This window comes from Herbaspirillum sp. BH-1 (assembly GCF_002870055.1).
Taxonomy (GTDB): Bacteria; Pseudomonadota; Gammaproteobacteria; order Burkholderiales; family Burkholderiaceae_D; genus Herbaspirillum; species Herbaspirillum frisingense.
Genome location: NZ_PKOI01000001.1, coordinates 1 through 18,127, shown reverse-complemented (window position 1 = coordinate 18,127; position 18,127 = coordinate 1). Strand labels below are relative to the sequence as shown.

17 protein-coding genes, 1 other RNA gene and 1 riboswitch are annotated in these 18,127 nt (G+C 62.9%); of the genes, 14 read left to right on the top strand and 4 right to left on the bottom strand.

Annotated elements, in window-relative coordinates:
- The first annotated feature begins 194 nt into the window (after positions 1–194).
- The 4 genes from HBH1_RS00225 to HBH1_RS00210 are packed head-to-tail and all read left to right on the top strand — an operon-like array spanning position 195 to position 5,857.
- The gene (locus HBH1_RS00225) at positions 195–2,369 is read left to right on the top strand and encodes an ATP-binding protein (protein WP_233207474.1); all 2,175 of its coding nucleotides are present in this window, start codon (positions 195–197) and stop codon (positions 2,367–2,369) included.
- Positions 2,366–3,403, top strand: coding sequence for an HD domain-containing phosphohydrolase (locus tag HBH1_RS00220; RefSeq protein ID WP_102661128.1), 1,038 nt, complete (start codon positions 2,366–2,368; stop codon positions 3,401–3,403). Before HBH1_RS00225 ends, HBH1_RS00220 begins: the two co-directional genes overlap by 4 nt.
- Entirely contained in the window at positions 3,400–4,368 is a 969-nt protein-coding gene (locus HBH1_RS00215; protein WP_102661127.1) for an HDOD domain-containing protein, read from the top strand. Before HBH1_RS00220 ends, HBH1_RS00215 begins: the two co-directional genes overlap by 4 nt.
- Positions 4,355–5,857, top strand: coding sequence for a PAS domain-containing sensor histidine kinase (locus HBH1_RS00210; RefSeq protein ID WP_102661126.1), 1,503 nt, complete (start codon positions 4,355–4,357; stop codon positions 5,855–5,857). The genes HBH1_RS00215 and HBH1_RS00210 overlap by 14 nt, the downstream gene beginning before the upstream one ends.
- 107 nt (positions 5,858–5,964) lie before the next feature.
- Here HBH1_RS00210 and tgt read toward each other — a convergent pair whose 3' ends face one another.
- Both tgt and queA read right to left on the bottom strand, forming a co-directional pair.
- A complete protein-coding gene (gene tgt, locus HBH1_RS00205; RefSeq protein WP_006464750.1) occupies positions 5,965–7,095 on the bottom strand; it encodes a tRNA guanosine(34) transglycosylase Tgt in 1,131 nt (376 codons plus the stop codon).
- Positions 7,096–7,120: 25 nt separating this feature from the next.
- A complete protein-coding gene (gene queA / locus HBH1_RS00200) occupies positions 7,121–8,137 on the bottom strand; it encodes a tRNA preQ1(34) S-adenosylmethionine ribosyltransferase-isomerase QueA (RefSeq protein ID WP_102661125.1) in 1,017 nt (338 codons plus the stop codon).
- Positions 8,138–8,386: 249 nt separating this feature from the next.
- Here queA and recG point away from each other — a divergent pair, with 249 nt between their 5' ends.
- From recG to ssrS, 5 genes are all read left to right on the top strand, one after another.
- Entirely contained in the window at positions 8,387–10,495 is a 2,109-nt protein-coding gene (recG, locus tag HBH1_RS00195; RefSeq protein ID WP_102661124.1) for an ATP-dependent DNA helicase RecG, read from the top strand.
- 281 nt (positions 10,496–10,776) lie between these two features.
- The gene (locus HBH1_RS00190) at positions 10,777–11,463 is read left to right on the top strand and encodes a tRNA-uridine aminocarboxypropyltransferase (RefSeq protein ID WP_102661123.1); all 687 of its coding nucleotides are present in this window, start codon (positions 10,777–10,779) and stop codon (positions 11,461–11,463) included.
- A 234-nt stretch (positions 11,464–11,697) separates the two neighbouring features.
- Entirely contained in the window at positions 11,698–11,943 is a 246-nt protein-coding gene (locus HBH1_RS00185) for a DUF904 domain-containing protein (RefSeq protein ID WP_102661122.1), read from the top strand.
- Positions 11,940–12,257: a cell division protein ZapA gene (locus tag HBH1_RS00180; RefSeq protein WP_006464744.1), complete on the top strand. Its 318-nt coding sequence runs from the start codon at positions 11,940–11,942 to the stop codon at positions 12,255–12,257. Before HBH1_RS00185 ends, HBH1_RS00180 begins: the two co-directional genes overlap by 4 nt.
- Positions 12,258–12,448: 191 nt before the next feature.
- Positions 12,449–12,625: non-coding RNA, 6S RNA (gene ssrS, locus HBH1_RS00175), on the top strand.
- Between the two features lie 70 nt (positions 12,626–12,695).
- On the opposite strand, the gene nrdR is transcribed toward ssrS, so the two are convergent.
- Entirely contained in the window at positions 12,696–13,175 is a 480-nt protein-coding gene (gene nrdR / locus HBH1_RS00170) for a transcriptional regulator NrdR (protein WP_006464743.1), read from the bottom strand.
- Positions 13,176–13,434: 259 nt separating this feature from the next.
- Complete coding sequence (gene glyA, locus HBH1_RS00165) at positions 13,435–14,679, bottom strand: serine hydroxymethyltransferase (RefSeq protein ID WP_102661121.1); 1,245 nt, start codon at positions 14,677–14,679, stop codon at positions 13,435–13,437.
- Between the two features lie 140 nt (positions 14,680–14,819).
- Positions 14,820–14,919: riboswitch (ZMP/ZTP riboswitch) on the bottom strand.
- A 236-nt stretch (positions 14,920–15,155) separates the two neighbouring features.
- Here glyA and HBH1_RS00160 point away from each other — a divergent pair.
- The 5 genes from HBH1_RS00160 to HBH1_RS00140 form a co-directional block, all read left to right on the top strand.
- Positions 15,156–15,908 carry an SDR family oxidoreductase gene (locus HBH1_RS00160; protein WP_006464741.1) on the top strand — a complete coding sequence of 251 codons (753 nt, stop codon included), beginning with the start codon at positions 15,156–15,158 and terminating at the stop codon, positions 15,906–15,908.
- Positions 15,909–16,118: 210 nt separating this feature from the next.
- Positions 16,119–16,571, top strand: a complete 453-nt coding sequence (gene ybgC / locus HBH1_RS00155; protein WP_006464740.1) for a tol-pal system-associated acyl-CoA thioesterase — start codon at positions 16,119–16,121, stop codon at positions 16,569–16,571.
- Between the two features lie 210 nt (positions 16,572–16,781).
- Positions 16,782–17,483: a protein TolQ gene (gene tolQ / locus HBH1_RS00150; protein ID WP_006464739.1), complete on the top strand. Its 702-nt coding sequence runs from the start codon at positions 16,782–16,784 to the stop codon at positions 17,481–17,483.
- A complete protein-coding gene (locus tag HBH1_RS00145; protein WP_039876230.1) occupies positions 17,483–17,917 on the top strand; it encodes a biopolymer transporter ExbD in 435 nt (144 codons plus the stop codon). Before tolQ ends, HBH1_RS00145 begins: the two co-directional genes overlap by 1 nt.
- 17 nt (positions 17,918–17,934) lie before the next feature.
- Positions 17,935–18,127, top strand: a 193-nt coding sequence (locus HBH1_RS00140) for a cell envelope integrity TolA family protein (RefSeq protein WP_146012804.1), incomplete at its 3' end; no start/stop codon positions are given.

Below are 18,127 nucleotides of genomic sequence, written 5' to 3'. Positions count from 1 at the left end.
TACAACAAACCCATCGGGTTTTTCCTGCCTTTTCCTGACCCCATTTCGTGGCTAGAATGCGAACGAATAAAGCAATTTTCACAATTTATAAAATCAATTCGTTATAATTGATTTAAATGTCCTGAACCTTGGGGGCGATCCCCCGCCACCCTTCCAGCCACCATCGGAGTTCAAAGAAGCATGGAGATCATTTCGTGAGACCAGAGGCAGTCCCTCCATCAGCGCCGCGTGACGGGCGCGCGCTGTTGCTGCTGTCGGAAGCCTGCTTTGCGGCGCTGGCGGTGTTCGCGCTGTGGCAGACCGATCTGCCGGCCTGGCTCACGCTGGGCCTGCTGGCGCTGTGGGCGGTGCGGGCACTGATCCTGTTGCGCTTCATGCGCGAGAACCAGCGTGCTGCGCGCAGCCTGGTACTGGCCAAGGAGGCGGCCGATCACGCCATGCTGACCCGCGGTGCCTTCCTCTCGACCATGAGCCATGAAATCCGCACGCCCATGAATGCCGTGCTGGGCATGGCCGGCCTGCTGCGCACCACGCGCCTGGACAGCCAGCAGACCGAATTCGCCAAGGCCATCGAGGATTCGGCCAATGCCCTGCTGGGCATCGTCAATGACGTGCTCGACTTCTCCAAGATCGATGTGGGCAAGATGGACATCGCCGTGGTCGAGTTCGATCTGCTGGAAGTAGTGGAAGCCAGCGCCGAGGCGCTCTCCTTCAAGGCCCGCGAAAAACAGGTGCGCCTGATGACCCATGTGGATGCGCGTCTGCCGCCCAGGCTGCTGGGCGACCCCGGTCGCATCCGCCAGATCCTGCTGAACCTGCTGGGCAATGCGCTCAAGTTCACCCATCGCGGCGAGGTGCTGCTGCGGGTGCAGGCGCTGCATGTGGCGGGCGATCATTGCCGGCTGCGCTTCGAGGTGCGCGACAGCGGCATCGGTATGGAAGAGGAAACCATGCGGCGCCTGTTCTCGCCGTTTTCGCAGGCCGACAGTTCGGTCACGCGGCAATACGGTGGCACCGGCCTGGGCCTGTCGATCTGCAAGCGGCTGGTCGAACTGATGGGCGGCAATATCGGCGTCGACAGCAGCCCCGGTGCCGGCTCCTGTTTCTGGTTCGAACTGGGGATTCCGGTGGCGCCATCGGCGGCGTTGCCGCCCAGAAGCTCTGCAGCCAAAAAGCGACAGGTGGCGCTCATCGAAACCCACGACGCCAGTGCCGCCATGCTGCATGAAACCCTGCGCGCGGCCGGTCTGGAGACGGTGCGCTACGGCAGTGCCAATGACGCCCTGGCCGCGCTGACCGGCCCCCTGGCCACGACCACGGGCATCGATGCCGTCATCGTCAGTTCGGAGGTACGCGATATGCCGGCCCCGATGGTGCTGGCGCAGCTGCAGTCGGCCCGACCCGGCATGACGTGCGTCTTGCTTGACCACGGCGTACACGGCCTTAATATAGACGGATCATCAACACCCACCCCGGCCACCGTGCTGCAGTTGCCGTTGCGCAAGCAGCAGCTGTTGCGCGCGGTGATGGGGGAGATGAATGGAACGGGCAAGGGGGAGCAGCAGGTCGATGCAGCGTCGGCGGTCCTGGCGCGCTCGCCAGGGCTGCAGGGGCCGCAGGAGGCGCAGAGCCTGCTGCTGGTCGAAGACAACGTAATGAACCAGAAGGTGGCGGTGTACCAGCTCAATGCCATGGGCTACGCAGTCGATATCGCCTCCCATGGTGCGGAGGCACTGGAAAAGCTGGCGCAGCGCGACTATGCGCTGATCCTGATGGATTGCCAGATGCCGGTCCTGGATGGCTACGAAACCACCCGCCGCATCCGGCGCATGCAGGGCGAGCTGATGCATACCCCCATCGTCGCGATGACCGCCAATGCCATGGCCGGTGATCGCGAACAATGCCTGGAGGCGGGTATGGACGATTATCTGACCAAGCCCTTGCTGCGCTCGCAACTGGCGGCGATGCTGACGCATTACCTGCCGCCGGCAGCGCCGCAACAGGCGGCCGAGCAGGCCTTGCCGATCATCGACGAAGCCCGCCTGGAGGAACTCTTTGGCGAGGACACCGGGCTGGCCAGCGACATGCTGGACATGTTCATCGAACATACCGGCCCCGTGATGGAGGACCTGGCGCGCCAGGTCCAGGCCAGCGAACCCCTGCTGGGCGAGATCCAGGCCCTGGGCCATCGCCTGGCCGGCAGTTGCCTGAACCTGGGGATACAGGCGCTGGGTCAGCTGGGACGTCAGATGGAAATCGCTGCCCGCCAGGGGGAACTGGCGCAGGTACGCACGCTGGCCGGGGAATGCGCCACCGCATTCGCCGCGCTGCGTGATCACATACAACAGAGGGGCCGGGGGAGCACATGAAAATACTGATCGTCGACGACGACAAGACCAATCTTTCACTTTTCACGCACATGCTGGCGCAGTTGCCGGACACCAGCATCAGCACCTGTCCCGATGCCTATGAGGCGCTGGACTGGTGTGGCACCCACGAGCCCGACCTGATCCTGCTGGACTACATGATGCCGGGCATGGACGGCCTGGGTTTCCTGTCGCGCTTTCGCGCCATGCCGGGCCAGGAAATGACGCCGGTCATCATGATTACCGCCGACATGGGGCTACAGGTACGCCACCAGGCGCTGCAGATGACGGCCAATGATTTCCTCTCCAAGCCGGTGAACCGGGTGGAGCTGCTGGCGCGGGTCAGGAACATGCTGGCCATGCGCAAGTCGCAGCTGGCCATGAGCCAGAAGATCGAACACCTGGCCGAAGAAGTGGAACAGAAGTCGCACCAGAGCAATACCCTGGCGCTGAACTCCATGGACCTGCTGGCGCGCGCGGCCGGCTATCGCGACCCCGAGACCGGCGAGCATCTGCTGCGCATGTCCAACTACACCCGCATCATCGCCGCCCGGCTGGGCCTGCCCCAGGAAGAACAGGACCTGCTGCTCAATGCCGCGCCGATGCACGACATCGGCAAGATGGGCATTCCCGACCATATCCTGCTCAAACCCGGACGGCTGGATGAGGAAGAACTCAAGGTCATGCGCCTGCACGCCCAGATCGGCGCCGACATCCTGCGCGACAGCCCTTCCCCGCTGCTGCAGACGGCTTCGCAGATCGCCCGCACCCACCACGAGAAGTGGGATGGCAGCGGCTATCCGAACGGTCTCAAGGGTGAGGACATCCCGCTCTATGGCCGCATCGTGGCCGTGGCCGATGTGTTCGATGCACTGACCTCGACGCGCCCCTACAAAAAAGGCTGGAGCCTGGAAGACGCCTCGCGCTATCTGCGCGACAATGCCGGCAGTCATTTCGATCCGCGCTGCGTAGAGGCCTTCTTCGCCGGCTGGAACGACGTGCTCGACATCCACAACCGCTACCAGGAAAGCAAATGATGCTGACCTTCATTGAACCGACCCTGTTCGAGAAGCTCAGGAGCGCCCAGGCCCTGCCCTCGCCGGGCGGGGTGCGCCTGACCATCATGCGTCTGTGCGCGCAGGACGATCCCGACATGGCCGAACTGATCCATCTGGTACAGGCCGACCCGGCCCTGTCCGGACGCATCATCCGCATCGTCAACGTGCTCAATGCGCACCGGGTGCGACCGATCGCCTCGGTCAGCATGGACAGCATGCTGCTGGTGGGCCTGCAGGCGGTGCGCCAGCTGGCCCTGGCGCTGTCGCTGGCCGAGACCACGGCGCCGGCCTCCTGCACCAACTTCAAGCTACCGGCATTCTGGGCCCACAGCTTTGCCATGGCCTGCAGCGCCCAGGCCATCAGCGGCCATACCCGGGTGGCGCCGCTGGGCGAGATGTTTACCACGGGGCTCCTGGCCAACATCGGCAAGCTGACCCTGGCCTCGGCCCATCCGACCGGCTATTCCTCGCTGCTCACGCGGGTGCTGGAGCCCTCGGCCCAGCTGGCCATGGAGCAGTCGCTGTTCGGCTTCAACCACCTCAACATCGCCGCGGCACTCATGCAGGACTGGAAGATTCCTGAACTCTTCTGCGACGCGGTCCTGCATTACGAATCGCCCAGCCTGCCGGACGCCCTGCCCGCGCCACGTCCGCTGGAAATCATCTGGACCCTGTATCTGTCCTCGGCCATGGCCGAGCTGGGCTGCGGCGCGCCGCAACTGGCCGAGGCGGCGCTACAGAAGGTCGCCACGGCGCTGCCACAACTGCAGCTGGCACCGCACGACTTCCCCGAGCTGTACCAGCAGGCCGGCGAAGACTGGCAGGACTGGACGCAGACCATGCACATCGCCGGCAAGTCGCTCTGGCAGGGCCTGCCGGCCCAGATCCACGACCGGCTCCTGCGCCTGCAACAAACCGGCAGCGACGACGATGCTGCAACTTGAACAACTGCTGCTCAGTGAAGCGCCGGACGCCTATGTCCTGATGGACATGCAAGGCCAGGTGATCTACTGGAACCGCTGTGCTGAACAGATCTTCGGTTATGCCGCCCAGGAAGTGCTGGGCCAGCATCTCTCGGATTTCATCGTGCCGCCCGAACGGCGTATGGAGGAAGACCGCGTCTTCGCCGACACCATCAGCCTGGGGCGTGCCGAGTGCCAATCCATCCGGCGTCGCAAGGATGGCTCCCTGCTGCACCTGTCGGTGTCCAACAAGCTGCTGCGCGACGAGCAGGGCCATCCGCAATACGTCCTGTCCTGCAAGCGCGATATCAGCCAGGCCACCGTGCTGCGCGACATCAGCCTGATCGCCGCCAGCGTGCATGGCCTCTACGATTCGCTGCCGGACGGCATCATCGTGGTCAACGCGCTGGACCGCATCGTGCTGGCCAACCGCCGGGCCGGCGAATTGTTCGACTGGGAGGTAGCCGAGCTGACCGGCTGCGCCATCGATGTACTCATTCCGCAGCGCTTTCTGGCCATGCACGCGCAGAACCTGGTGACCTACCTGAACCATGCCGCCGCCCCGGCTCACAACCCCACACCCGACCTGTGTGGATTGAAGCGCAACGGCAGCGAGTTTCCGGTCGACGTCAGCCTCAGTCCGCTGGTGGTGGAAGGCGAGACCTTCCTGCTGATCGCGGTGCGCGACATCAGCGACCGCAAGCGCATCGAAGAAGACCTGGCCGAAAAGAACCGCGCCCTGCAGGAAGCGATGGAGTCGCGCAACCGCTTCCTGGCCAATACCTCGCATGAACTGCGCACCCCGCTCAATGCCATCCTGGGCTTCACCGACATCCTGCTCACCCGCATGGGTGGCCCGTTGACGGCGGAACAGGAACAGCAGTTGCAGACGGTACACGACAGCGCCGAGCACCTGCTCGGACTGATCACCAGTCTGCTGGATGTGTCGCGCATGGAGACCGAGGACGCCGACCTGATTCCCGAGGCCCTGCTCTGTTCACAGTTGATCGATGAAACCGTGAGCACGCTGCGGCCGGCCGCCGAGAAGAAGGGCTTGCTGCTGGAGGTGGAAGCGGGCGCGGAAGCGGGGACAAGGGAAACCGTGATCCACACCAACCGTCGGGCGCTGGAGCAGATCCTGCTGAACCTGGTGGGCAATGCCATCAAGTTCAGCGAGCACGGGCAGGTGCGGGTGCGATGGCGCCAGCAGCCGCATGGTGATCGCACCACCACCTTCATCGAGGTGCAGGATAGCGGCTGCGGCATCAGCGAGCAGGATCAGCAGAAGCTGTTTCGTGCCTTTACCCAGCTCGATGCCTCGGCCTCACGCAAGCATGAGGGCATGGGCCAGGGCCTGTACCTGAGCCAGAAGCTGGCGCACCTGATGGGCGGTGCCATCAGCGTGCAGAGCCAGATAGGCCAGGGTAGTTGCTTTACGCTGTGCCTGGAGCAGAAAACGGCCGGAAACTGAGATCCGGCGGGCATGGCATGGTCGACGACCGGCACCGGATGTGAACCATCCTTCCCAAACCTTGCACGATTGCGCCAGGCCTGTTCACCGGCCCGCGCCGGCTTGGCTCAGTCCACGCCGCGGGCGCGGTCTTCCTTGAATTTCTTGACGAAGTCCTGGAAGGTACCGGCGTCGATGGCGTCGCGCATCTCCTGCATCAGCTGCAGGTAGTAATGCAGGTTGTGCACGGTATTCATGCGTGCCCCGAGGATTTCGCCGGCGCGGTGCAGGTGGTGCAGGTAGGCGCGCGAGAAGTTCTTGCAGGCGTAGCAGTCGCAGGTCTCGTCGAAGGGACGGTCGTCGTTCTTGTACTTGGCGTTCTTGATCTTGACGTCGCCGTAGCGGGTGAATATCCAGCCATTGCGCGCATTGCGGGTGGGCATGACACAGTCGAACATGTCCACGCCGTTGGCCACGCCTTCGACCAGATCCTCGGGCGTGCCCACGCCCATCAGGTAGTGCGGCTTGTCGGCCGGCAGGCGCGGGCCGACGTGTTCCAGCACGCGCATCATGTCTTCCTTGGGCTCGCCCACCGACAGGCCGCCGATGGCGAAGCCGTCGAAACCGAGCTCTTCCAGCCCGGCCAGCGACTCGTCGCGCAAACCCTCGAACATACCCCCCTGGACGATGCCGAAGAGCGCATTGGGATTCTCGCCGCGGTCGAATTCATCCTTGGAGCGCTTGGCCCAGCGCAGCGACATGCGCATGGACTTGCCGGCCTCTTCGCGGGTGGCCGGGCGGCCATCGATCTCGTAGGGCGTGCATTCGTCGAACTGCATGACGATGTCCGAATTGAGCACGCGCTGGATCTGCATCGAGATCTCCGGCGAGAGGAACAGGCGGTCGCCGTTGATGGGCGAGGCGAAGTGCACGCCCTCTTCGGTGATCTTGCGCATCTCTCCCAGCGAAAACACCTGGAAGCCGCCGGAGTCGGTCAGGATGGGCTTGTCCCAGCCGATGAACTTGTGCAGCCCGCCGAACTTGCTGACCACTTCCAGCCCCGGGCGCAGCCACAGGTGGAAGGTATTGCCGAGGATGATCTGGGCGTTGATTTCCTTCAGTTCCAGCGGCGACATGGCCTTGACCGAACCATAGGTACCGACCGGCATGAAGATGGGGGTCTCGACGGTACCGTGGTTCAGTTTGACGCGGCCACGACGGGCGCGGCCGTCGGTCTTCAGGAGGGTGAATTCCAGCATGGGGTTCTCTGTTTCTCTCGATGTTTCAGGTACGGGTCAGCAACATGGCGTCGCCATAGCTGAAGAAGCGGTATTGCTGCGCGATCGCATGGGCGTAGGCGGCGCGGATGTGGGCATAGCCGGCGAAGGCCGAGACCAGCATCAGCAGGGTCGACTTGGGCAGGTGGAAATTGGTCACCAGCAGATCGACGGTCTTGAAGGTGTAGCCGGGTGTGATGAAGAGCTGGGTATCGTCGCTGCCGGCCTGGAGCTGGCCGCTCTGCGAACCGGACTCCAGCGCCCGCATGCTGGTGGTGCCCACGGCGACGACGCGCCCGCCGGCGGCCCGGGTGGCACGCACGGCCTCCACCGTCTGCGGCGAGATGGTGTACCACTCGCTGTGCATCTTGTGCTGCGACAGGTCTTCCACCCGCACCGGCTGGAAGGTGCCGGCACCCACGTGCAGGGTGACGAAGGCCTGCTTCACGCCGCGCGCGGCCAGTTGTTCCAGCAGCGCCTGGTCGAAGTGCAGGCCGGCGGTGGGCGCGGCGACCGCACCGGGCTCCTTGGCGTAGACGGTCTGATAGCGGGTTTCGTCGTAGGCGTCGGCTTCGTGATCGATATAGGGCGGCAAAGGCAGGCTGCCGTATTGCTCCAGCAGTTCGAAGGCATCCGCCGGGAAATGCAGCGTATAGAACTCGCCGAAACGTTCACCTACCGTGACATCGAAGGCATCGGCCAGGCGGATGCGGCTGCCCGGCGGCGGCGACTTGGAGGCGCGCACCTGGGCGTGCACGGTACGCGCATCGAGGATGCGCTCGACCAGGGCCTCGATCTTGCCGCCGGTTTCCTTCACGCCGAACAGGCGCGCCTTGATCACGCGGGTATCGTTGAAGACCAGCAGGTCGCCGGGCTGCAGCAGGTCGACGATGTCGGAAAAACGGCGGTCGGTCAGCTGCGCACCCTGCACCTGCAGCAGGCGCGAAGCGCTGCGCTCGGCCAGCGGGGTCTGGGCGATCAGCTCGGGGGGGAGATCGAAATCGAAGTCGGAAAGAGAGTACATGCTTGCAAAATAATGATGGAGGCGGCATCGGCAGCGACCAGTGCTCAAACGCGATCGAGAGAAAACGAAAGCGGGAATGCGGTCGGGCCGGCAGCCTTCCCCGGCAAGAAGTGTTGCCGGCGGGATTGATACTGTAAATATTCACAGTAAAATAGCGTAACCCGCTATTTTACGCTGTCTGCGCGTTTTTCCCATCTCCGCGTGCGACTAGTGTACCTATGGCAATCCGACTATCCGACCGCTGACCGCATGCCCGCTACCGCGAAGAAAACCAGCTCGCCGGCTTCGAAGAAAAAAGCCGCGCCCGCCGCCAAGCCTGCCGCCAAGCCCGAAAACAAGCTGGCCAAGCTGGGCCTGCACAATGACATGGACCTGGTGCTGCACCTGCCGCTGCGCTACGAGGACGAGACCACCCTCATGAGCATCGGCGAGGCCTCCCTGCGCGGCCTGCAGACGGTGCAGGTCGAAGGCGTGGTGACGGCCTGCGAAGTGCAGTTCCGCCCGCGCCGGCAACTGATCGTGACGGTGGGCGACGACAGCGGCCAGTTGACGCTGCGTTTCATCAACTTCTACGGCAGCCAGACCAAGCAGTTGGCCGAAGGCACCCGGGTGCGGGTGCGCGGCGAGCTGCGACATGGTTTCTTCGGGGCCGAGATGGTCCATCCGTCCTACAAGGTGGTCAACGAAGGGGCGCCCCTGCCGGACGTGCTTACGCCCGTCTACCCTGCCGGCGAAGGCCTGTCGCAGGCCTACCTGCGCAAGGCCATTGCCAATGCCATGAGCCGGCTGGACTGGAGCGATACGCTGCCGCCCTCGATGTTGCAGACCCTGGACCTGGCCGCCTTCGAGCCATCGGTGCGACTGCTGCACAACCCGCCGCCGGACGTGGATGAATACGCCCTGGCGGAAAAGTCACATCCGGCCTGGATCCGCATGAAGTTCGATGAACTGCTGGCGCAGCAGCTTTCGCTCAAGCGTGCCCAGGCAGCGCGGCGCGCCAAGACCGCGCGGGCCTTGCCGGTGACCGGGCGCCTCACCGAGGAATTGACCAAGGTCCTGCCCTTCCAGCTGACCGGGGCGCAGCAGCGCGTGCTGGAGGAAATCCGTGCCGACCTGCGCCAGTCCTTCCCCATGCAGCGGCTGCTGCAGGGCGATGTGGGCAGCGGCAAGACGGTGGTGGCGGCGCTGGCGGCGGCCCAGGCCATCGACAGTGGCTGCCAGGCCGTGCTGATGGCACCCACCGAAATCCTGGCCGAGCAGCACTTCCGCAAGATCGCGGCCTGGCTGGAGCCGCTGGATGTGGGCGTGGCCTGGCTTTCCGGAAGCCAGAAGAAAAAGGAAAAGACCGAGGCCCTGGCCCATATCGAGTCCGGTGCAGCGCGCCTGGTCATCGGCACCCATGCGCTGATCCAGGACACGGTGCAGTTCGAGAACCTGGGGCTGGTGATCGTGGACGAGCAGCATCGCTTCGGCGTCGGCCAGCGGCTGGCGCTGCGCAACAAGAGCTTCAATCCGGAGGACCGTGATGCCGCCGCCGTGCCGCATCAGTTGATGATGTCGGCCACGCCCATTCCGCGCACGCTGGCCATGACCTATTACGCCGACCTGGAAGTGTCGGTGATCGATGAACTGCCGCCGGGCCGCTCGCCCATCGTGACCCGCGTGATCGATCAGAACCGCCGGGACGAAGTGATCGAACGGGTGCATGCGGCGGCGCTGGAAGGCAAGCAGATTTACTGGGTCTGCCCCTTGATCGAGGAGTCGGAGGCGCTGCAGCTGCAGACCGCCACCGATACCCATGCGGCGCTGTCGGCGGCCTTGCCGGACCTCACCATCGGACTGGTCCACGGACGCATGAAACCGGTGGAAAAACAGATCGTCATGGAGGGTTTCACGCGCGGCGCCATTCATCTGCTGGTGGCGACCACCGTCATCGAGGTGGGCGTGGATGTGCCCAATGCCTCGCTGATGGTGATCGAGCATGCGGAGCGTTTCGGTCTGTCGCAATTGCACCAGTTACGCGGCCGGGTCGGGCGCGGGTCGGCCGCCAGCGTGTGCCTGCTGCTGTACCAGGGCCCCTTGGGCGGCACCGCCAAGCAACGCCTGGCCACCATGCGTGAAACCACGGATGGCTTCGAGATCGCCCGGCGCGACCTGGATATCCGCGGCCCCGGCGAATTCCTGGGGGCGCGCCAGTCGGGAGAAGCCATGCTGCGCTTTGCCGATCTCGGCACCGACCAGTGGCTGGTGGAAAAGGCCCGTGATACCGCCCAGGCCCTGCTGCAACATGCGCCCGACATCGTGGACCGACACCTGGCACGCTGGCTGGGTGGACGCGAGGACTACCTCAAGGTGTAAAGACGGAACAGGTCGAGATACAGGCTGCGCAGCCAAAACCCTTTATGGAACAGGGAAGAGCGTGGCCGGTAAACGGGAATCCGCAAAATGCCAATTCAATTTCCGTAAAAATCGAGAATATCTTCGCTTTATGTCGATTGACGCCTAACAACACTCAGTCCAATCTACGCCCCACAAACAACGGGTCCATCCAAACGTCTGGCAACCGGGCATCTGCCCCTTGCCAACGTCTGCACTGCTGTACGAGATGACCATTGCGCAACTAGAGAAGGCTGATAATTTTGGTTTCCAACCACGATCCACACACCTCCCGCAGACTGATTTGCCCGATCTGCCAGCGTGCCCTTTCGGCATGCATCTGCCATTGGACCTCGCCCATCGATCACGCCATCGATGTCCTGATCCTGCAACACCCGCTGGAAGTCAACAACGCCAAGAACAGCGTGCGACTGCTGCACCTGAGCCTGCCGTACAGCAAGCTGGTCGTCGGCTCGGCGTTCGATCCCGACGAACTGCAGCAGATGCTGCATGCACCGTCACGGGTGCGCAACGTGCCCGACAGCGAGCCGGTGCACCCGGTCCTGCTGTACACCGATGACGCCGCCACACCCGAGACCACCCATTTCGACGCCCGCACGATGACGGTGGACAAGCGCCAGACGCTGCAGCGCATCCGCCTGGTCATCATCGATGGCACCTGGCGCAAGAGCCGCAAGATGCTCTTCGAAAACCCCATCCTGCAAACCCTGCCGCGCATGGTATTGATCGATACCCCCACCTCGCGCTACACCATCCGCAAGTCGCACAAGCCGGAGCAGCTATCCACGCTGGAAGCTGCCGGCTATGCCCTGATGCAACTGGAACGCAACAGCGAGAAGTACCATCCCCTGCTGACCGCCTTCGACAACTTCGTGCTGCAACAGGGCTACATGCGCATGCACGCGCAAGCTGCCCGTCGCAGCGAATAACCGTCCCCGGGCATCGCGCCCTGATTGCCGCTGATGCAACGCCGATCAGTGTCGTCCACGGGGAACCAATCGCCACCGCCACGGACCAAGTTCTTCCGGCTGCCCCGAGCAGCCGTTCTTGTTCAGGGTGTGTCGCAAAGCGCTTATAATCATGCAGATCGACGCAACAAAACTTGAACAGTCCTGACACGCTGGCGCCCGCCAACGCAACTCCATCCTGCGAACAATCAACAAATGAGTTCAGAATTCCTGCAACTGGCTGAAAAAGTCACTCAGCTCGCCAAGCTGGCACAAGGCCTGCGCGAAGAAAATGCCGAGCTGCGCCGGAAAGTCAAACTGCTCTCCGAAGAAAACACCACCCTCGCCGGCCGGGTCGATGATGCCTACCGGCGCGTGAGCACTGTCCTGGCGCAACTGCCGGTGGCCGAGGTCGCCGAGGCCCCCGAAGCCGCGCTGTCGGCCGATGAGGAGACCGCATGAGCACCATCCAGATCCAGGCCATGATCATGGGCCAGTCCTACACCCTGGCATGCCAGGAAGGCGAACAGGCCGCGCTGCATCATGCGGTGGCCTATCTCGACCAGAAGATGCGCGCCATCCGCGATGCCGGTCGCATCAAGGGTACCGACCGCATCGCCGTGATGGCAGGACTGGGCATCGCTGCCGAGTTGCTGACCATGCAACGTGCCGAAGGTCCCTTCGCCGGTCTCACCATTGCCCAATGGCAGCAACAGATCACCGCCATCACCGAGGTGGTGGACCAGGCACTGGCGCCGCAGGAAAAACTGTTCTGAACTGTTCGGATATCCGGACCAATCTGCGCAACGCAAGAAGAATGGCTGCCTCCGGGCCGCCATTTTCGTTTCATGCGTCGGCAGTGGCACCTGTCGGCGCGGCGAAGCAGCCTGTCGAAACACTGGTTACAAAATCGGCCAGAAATTTTTCGTTCAGGTCTTGGAGAGCGGCGGTGAATGGGTTAGACTTCGTACTCCTGCCGTGTTCGCGATTGCCATATATTCCTTGAACCATTTACGAGCATAGGCTGTGGGATCGTTTGATGGGCGTGAGCGTCGCTAGACCGATGAACCCGAAATTGAACTACTGCAGCCAACTTGAACCGTCAGGTTCAGGATGCCGGCACAGCGGCACAGGCGGGACTTGATTCAAGAAAAACGGCTGCATCTGCAGCCGTTTTTTTATGCCCGTCCGGTTTGCACCGGACGCGGTGCAGCTCAGCTCTCGCGCTTCCTGGCACCCTTGCGTTCCTGCCCCACCTCATCGATGGCATCCTGGAATTCGGTCACGTCCTCGAAGCTCTTGTACACCGAGGCGAAACGGATATAGGCAATCTTGTCCAGCCGCTTGAGTTCGCGCATGACCAGCTCGCCCACCTGCCCCGACATCACTTCCCGTTCGCCACTCTGCAGCAGCTTGTCCTGGATGCTCTGGATCGCCATGTCCACCGCCTCGGCCGACACCGGTCGCTTGCGCAACGCCAGCATCAGGCTGCCGCGCAGCTTGCTGGGATCGAACTCGGTACGGCTGCCATTCTTCTTGACGATCACGGGCAGGGTCAGCTCGATGCGCTCGTAGGTCGTGAAGCGCTTGTCGCAATTGCCGCAGCGGCGACGACGGCGGATCGAATGCCCGTCCTCGGACAGACGGGTGTCCAGCACCGGGGTATCTTCGTGATTGCAGAATGGGCACTTCATGGCAGCAGTGGTTTGGTTGGACTGGACAAGGAGGGACCACCCTCCTGACTTCGTATTGCAGCGCGACTTCGCGACCTGGCACAGAGAGCGCAGAGGGCGCAAAGGGTGCAGTATTGCACCCGCTCGCCGTGACAGCCATCGTATCGTAGTGCAGATAAACGACGGCGCCCGCGAAAACGGGCGCCGTCGGGCAAGACATCGATCCGGCAGACTGAGGACGCCGGCCCGCATCGGGTCGGCATCCTCACGTCAGAGACAATCAGCCGTAGACCGGGAAGGCGTCGGTCAGCTTCTTGACCTCGACCTTGACGCGCTCGATGGTGGCCGCGTCATGCGGGTTGTCCAGCACGTCGGCGATCAGGTTGCCGACCTTCTCGGCCTCGGCTTCCTTGAAACCACGGGTGGTCATGGCCGGGCTGCCCAGGCGGATGCCCGAGGTCACGAACGGCTTTTCCGGATCGTTGGGGATGCCGTTCTTGTTGCAGGTCATGTGGGCCGAACCCAGGATGGCTTCAGCTTCCTTGCCGGTCAGGCCCTTGGGACGCAGGTCCACCAGCATCACGTGCGACTCGGTACCGCCGGAGACGATGCGCAGGCCACGCTTGATCAGGGTCTTGGCCAGCACATCGGCGTTCTTGACCACCTGCTGCTGGTAGGCCTTGAATTCCGGCGATGCGGCTTCCTTGAAGGCCACCGCCTTGGCGGCGATGACGTGCATCAGCGGACCGCCCTGGATACCGGGGAAGATGGCCGAGTTGATGGCCTTTTCATGCTCGGCCTTCATCAGGATCACGCCACCGCGCGGACCGCGCAGGGACTTGTGGGTGGTCGAGGTGACGAAGTCGGCGAAGGGCACCGGGTTGGGGTACACACCGGCGGCGATCAGGCCGGCGTAGTGGGCCATGTCGACCATGAAGTAGGCGCCGACTTCCTTGGCGATCTTGGCGAAGCGCTCGAAGTCGATGCGCAGCGAGTAGGCCGAGGCGCCAGCGATGATCAGCTTGGGCTTCTTCTCGCGGGCCAGGGCTTCCATGGCGTCGTAGTCGATCTCTTCCTTCTCGTTCAGGCCATAGGAGACCACGTTGAACCACTTGCCCGACATGTTCAGCGCCATGCCATGGGTCAGGTGGCCGCCTTCTGCCAGCGACATGCCCATGATGGTGTCGCCCGGCTTCAACATGGCGAAGAACACGCCCTGGTTGGCCTGGGAACCGGAGTTGGGTTGCACGTTGGCGGCTTCGGCGCCGAACAGGGCCTTCAGGCGGTCGATGGCCAGCTGTTCGGCCACGTCCACATATTCGCAGCCACCGTAGTAGCGCTTGCCCGGATAGCCTTCGGCGTACTTGTTGGTCAGTTGCGAACCTTGCGCTTCCATGACGGCCGGCGAGGTGTAGTTTTCAGAAGCGATCAGCTCGATGTGATCCTGCTGGCGTGCGTTTTCCTTCTGGATGGCAGACCACAGGTCGGGATCGACTTTCGCGAGAGTCTGGTTCTTGTCAAACATGGTGTTTCTCCAAATTGATGAGGTGCGGCCGAAGATCGGGTCACCGGCTGCGCGAGGGCATGCCTGATGCTCGACTTCCAAAATCGAATGAGGGCCAGAAAATACGGGGGGATTGCGGGCAGCCTCAGTCGTACTGTCCATTCGGCTGCCCAGGCGCACGGCTGTTGAAATCTCACGCTTCCCGATGGATCCCCATCTTGGTCGGTTTTACCCGACGTTTCGCCAGTCACGTGAGACGAAATGGTGAGCGCATTGTAGTGAAATGGGGCGATTTCGGCAAGAACCATGGCGCAGGCGCAACATGCCTCAATCGGCCCCGCAACCGCGCCAAAAGCGAGTCGCACTTCGTAAAAACCGGCTTTGGGCTACAATTTCGTTTTCTTCCGGGATCGCCGGGGTGAAGCGCAGGGACGCCGTTCCGCCTGCGACCTGAGCACCGGCACCGGTTCTTACGCCACACACAGGAGAATCAAGAGATGGTCGTGTTGATTACGGGAGCTACCGCAGGCTTCGGCGCCGCCATGGCGCGCAAATTCGCCGGCAATGGTCACAAGGTGATCGCCGCCGGTCGCCGCAAGGAGCGCCTGGATGACCTGGTCAAGGAACTGGGTGCCGACAAGGTACTGCCGCTGGTGCTGGACGTGACCAGCAAGTCCTCCATCGACGCCGGCCTGGCCAGCCTGACCGGTGACTGGAAACAGGTCGACGTCCTGATCAACAACGCCGGTCTGGCCCTGGGCCTGGGCCCGGCCCACGAAGTGGCGCTGTCGGACTGGGAAACCATGATCGACACCAACGTCAAGGGTCTGGTCACCATCACCCACGCCCTGCTGCCCGAGATGGTCAAGCGCGGCAGCGGCACCATCATCAACCTGGGCTCAGTGGCCGGTGCCTACCCCTACCCGGGCGGCAACGTCTACGGCGCCACCAAGGCCTTCGTCGACCAGTTCACCCTGAACCTGCGCGCCGACCTGGTGGGCACTGGCGTGCGCGCCACCAACCTGGCCCCTGGCCTCTGCGGCGGCACCGAGTTCTCCAATGTGCGCTTCAAGGGCGATGACGGCGCGGCCGCCAAGGTCTATGAAGGCACCACCCCGCTGACGGCCGACGATATCGCCGAAGCCGCCTTCTGGGTCGCCACCATGCCGGCACACGTCAACATCAACTACATGGAACTGATGCCGACCTGCCAGGGCTTCAGCCCCTTCAACATCAAGCGCAAACAGTAAGGGATGGGGTAAAATGGCGTTTTTGCCGGGAACGCTCCGGCGCCGCAGGAACGCCATTTGCAAGCCCCTTTGCGATCAGTTCCACAGTGCAAGATGCGTGGCCTCCACAAAATCTTGCATTTGAGGCAACACCCAGTTCGCATTGATGGCTTTCCGCTTCCTTGATTTCTTTTCAGCTGCCACAGCAGATTTCCCAATAACAAGAAGCATATGAGTGCCGCCAGTAGTCCATTCGACTGGAACATCCGGGTCTACTATGAAGATACCGACACCGGAGGCGTGGTCTTCTACGCCAATTACCTGAAGTTCTTCGAGCGCGCCCGCACGGAATGGCTGCGCTCCTTCGGTTTCCAGCAGCAACACCTGGCCGAGACCACCGGCGCCATCTTCGTGGTCAGGAACACCAACGTCGACTATCTCTCGCCAGCGCGCCTGGACGATGAACTCCGCCTGACCGTCGTGGTCGAAAAACTTCGAAATGCCTCCATGGAATTTTCCCAGGAGGCCTGGCGCCTGCCGTCGGGGGATGGCAATGCCGCCAGCGACCAGGACGCGACGTTGCTGGCACGGGGCAGCATCACCGTGGTCTGCGTGGACGCAGCCACGTTCCGCCCGCGCCCCATTCCCGAAGAAGTGCTCGCCTGCATCAAGAAAGCCGCATGATGTCAACGGAAAAGCTCATCCGGACCTTTATGACAGGTAGCACAACTGTCCGAACAGGCCATCTTGCCGCTTGGGACGATATCCATGCCGGAAACCTTCTCCCTACAATGACCGTCTTTTGTTTCATGTAACTGAATCTACAACTGAACAAAAGATACAAACCGCCGACTTACCAATCCATTCACCGCTGCCACGCCGCCACATTTCCCCATGAACGTCACACAAGACCTGTCCTTCATTTCACTGATCGCAAACGCGTCCGTTTTGGTGCAACTGGTAATGCTGCTGCTGCTGTCGGCATCGATCATCAGCTGGACCTACATCTTCCGCAAGATGTTCACCATCCGCGCCGCGCGCGTGCAGACCGAGGAATTCGAACGCGTCTTCTGGTCCGGCGGCAACCTGTCGGCGCTGTATCAGGAAGCCCTGTCCAATCGCCGCAAGGCCGGTAGCGGTGGCGCGATGGAACGCATCTTCCAGGCCGGCATGGGTGAATTCACCAAGGCCAAGGCCTCGGTCACGGCCCGTGGCGGCGCGGTTGAACCCGGCCTGCTGCTGGACGGCGCCCGCCGCGCCATGCGCGCCGCCTACCAGCGCGAAATGGATGCCCTCGAATCGCACCTGGCCTTCCTGGCATCGGTCGGTTCGGTGTCCCCGTATGTGGGCCTGTTCGGTACCGTCTGGGGCATCATGAACGCCTTCCGCGGCCTGGCCAACGTGCAGCAGGCTACCCTGGCGGCCGTCGCCCCCGGCATCGCCGAGGCCCTGATCGCCACCGCCATCGGCCTGTTCGCCGCGATCCCGGCCGTGGTCGCCTACAACCGCTACTCGCACGACATCGATCGCCTGGCGATCCGCTTCGAAAGCTTCATCGAAGAGTTCTCCAACATCTTGCAACGTCAGGCACGCTAATGGCTGGGTCATCGATGCGCGGGGGCCGTCCCCGCAAGTTCAAGTCGGAAATCAACGTCGTCCCCTACATCGACGTGATGCTGGTGCTGCTGATCATCTTCATGGTGGCCACGCCCATCACCAACCCCAGCGTGATCAACCTGCCCACGGCCGGCAAGTCCACCCAGCCGCCGTCGGATTACATCGAGATCGCCCTGAAGCCCAATACCCAGGCCACGATCCGCATCAACGGCCCCAAGAGCGGCGGCAAGAAGGCCGAGACCGTGACCGGCAAGACCGACCTGTCGGAGCGCCTGCGCAAGCTGCATGAAGACAATCCCGAGCTGGCCGTGATGATTTCGGCGGACAAGGAAATCAAGTACGACGAAGTGGTCCAGGTGATCTCGGAAGCGAAGAAACAGGGCATCGCGCGGGTCGGCCTGGCCACCAAGTAAGCGCACGCCCCAGCGATATGAGCGATAACGCACACTACAACATCCCCAAGGCACCGGGCCGCTGGCGCGCCATCACGCTGGCGCTGGTGATGCACGTGGCCTTGTTCCTGTTCTTCTGGATCGGGATCCGCTGGCAGAGCGAGACCCCGCTCACGGTGGAAGCCGAGATCTGGGACCCGCAATACAAGGAAGCCGCCCCCCTGCCCACCC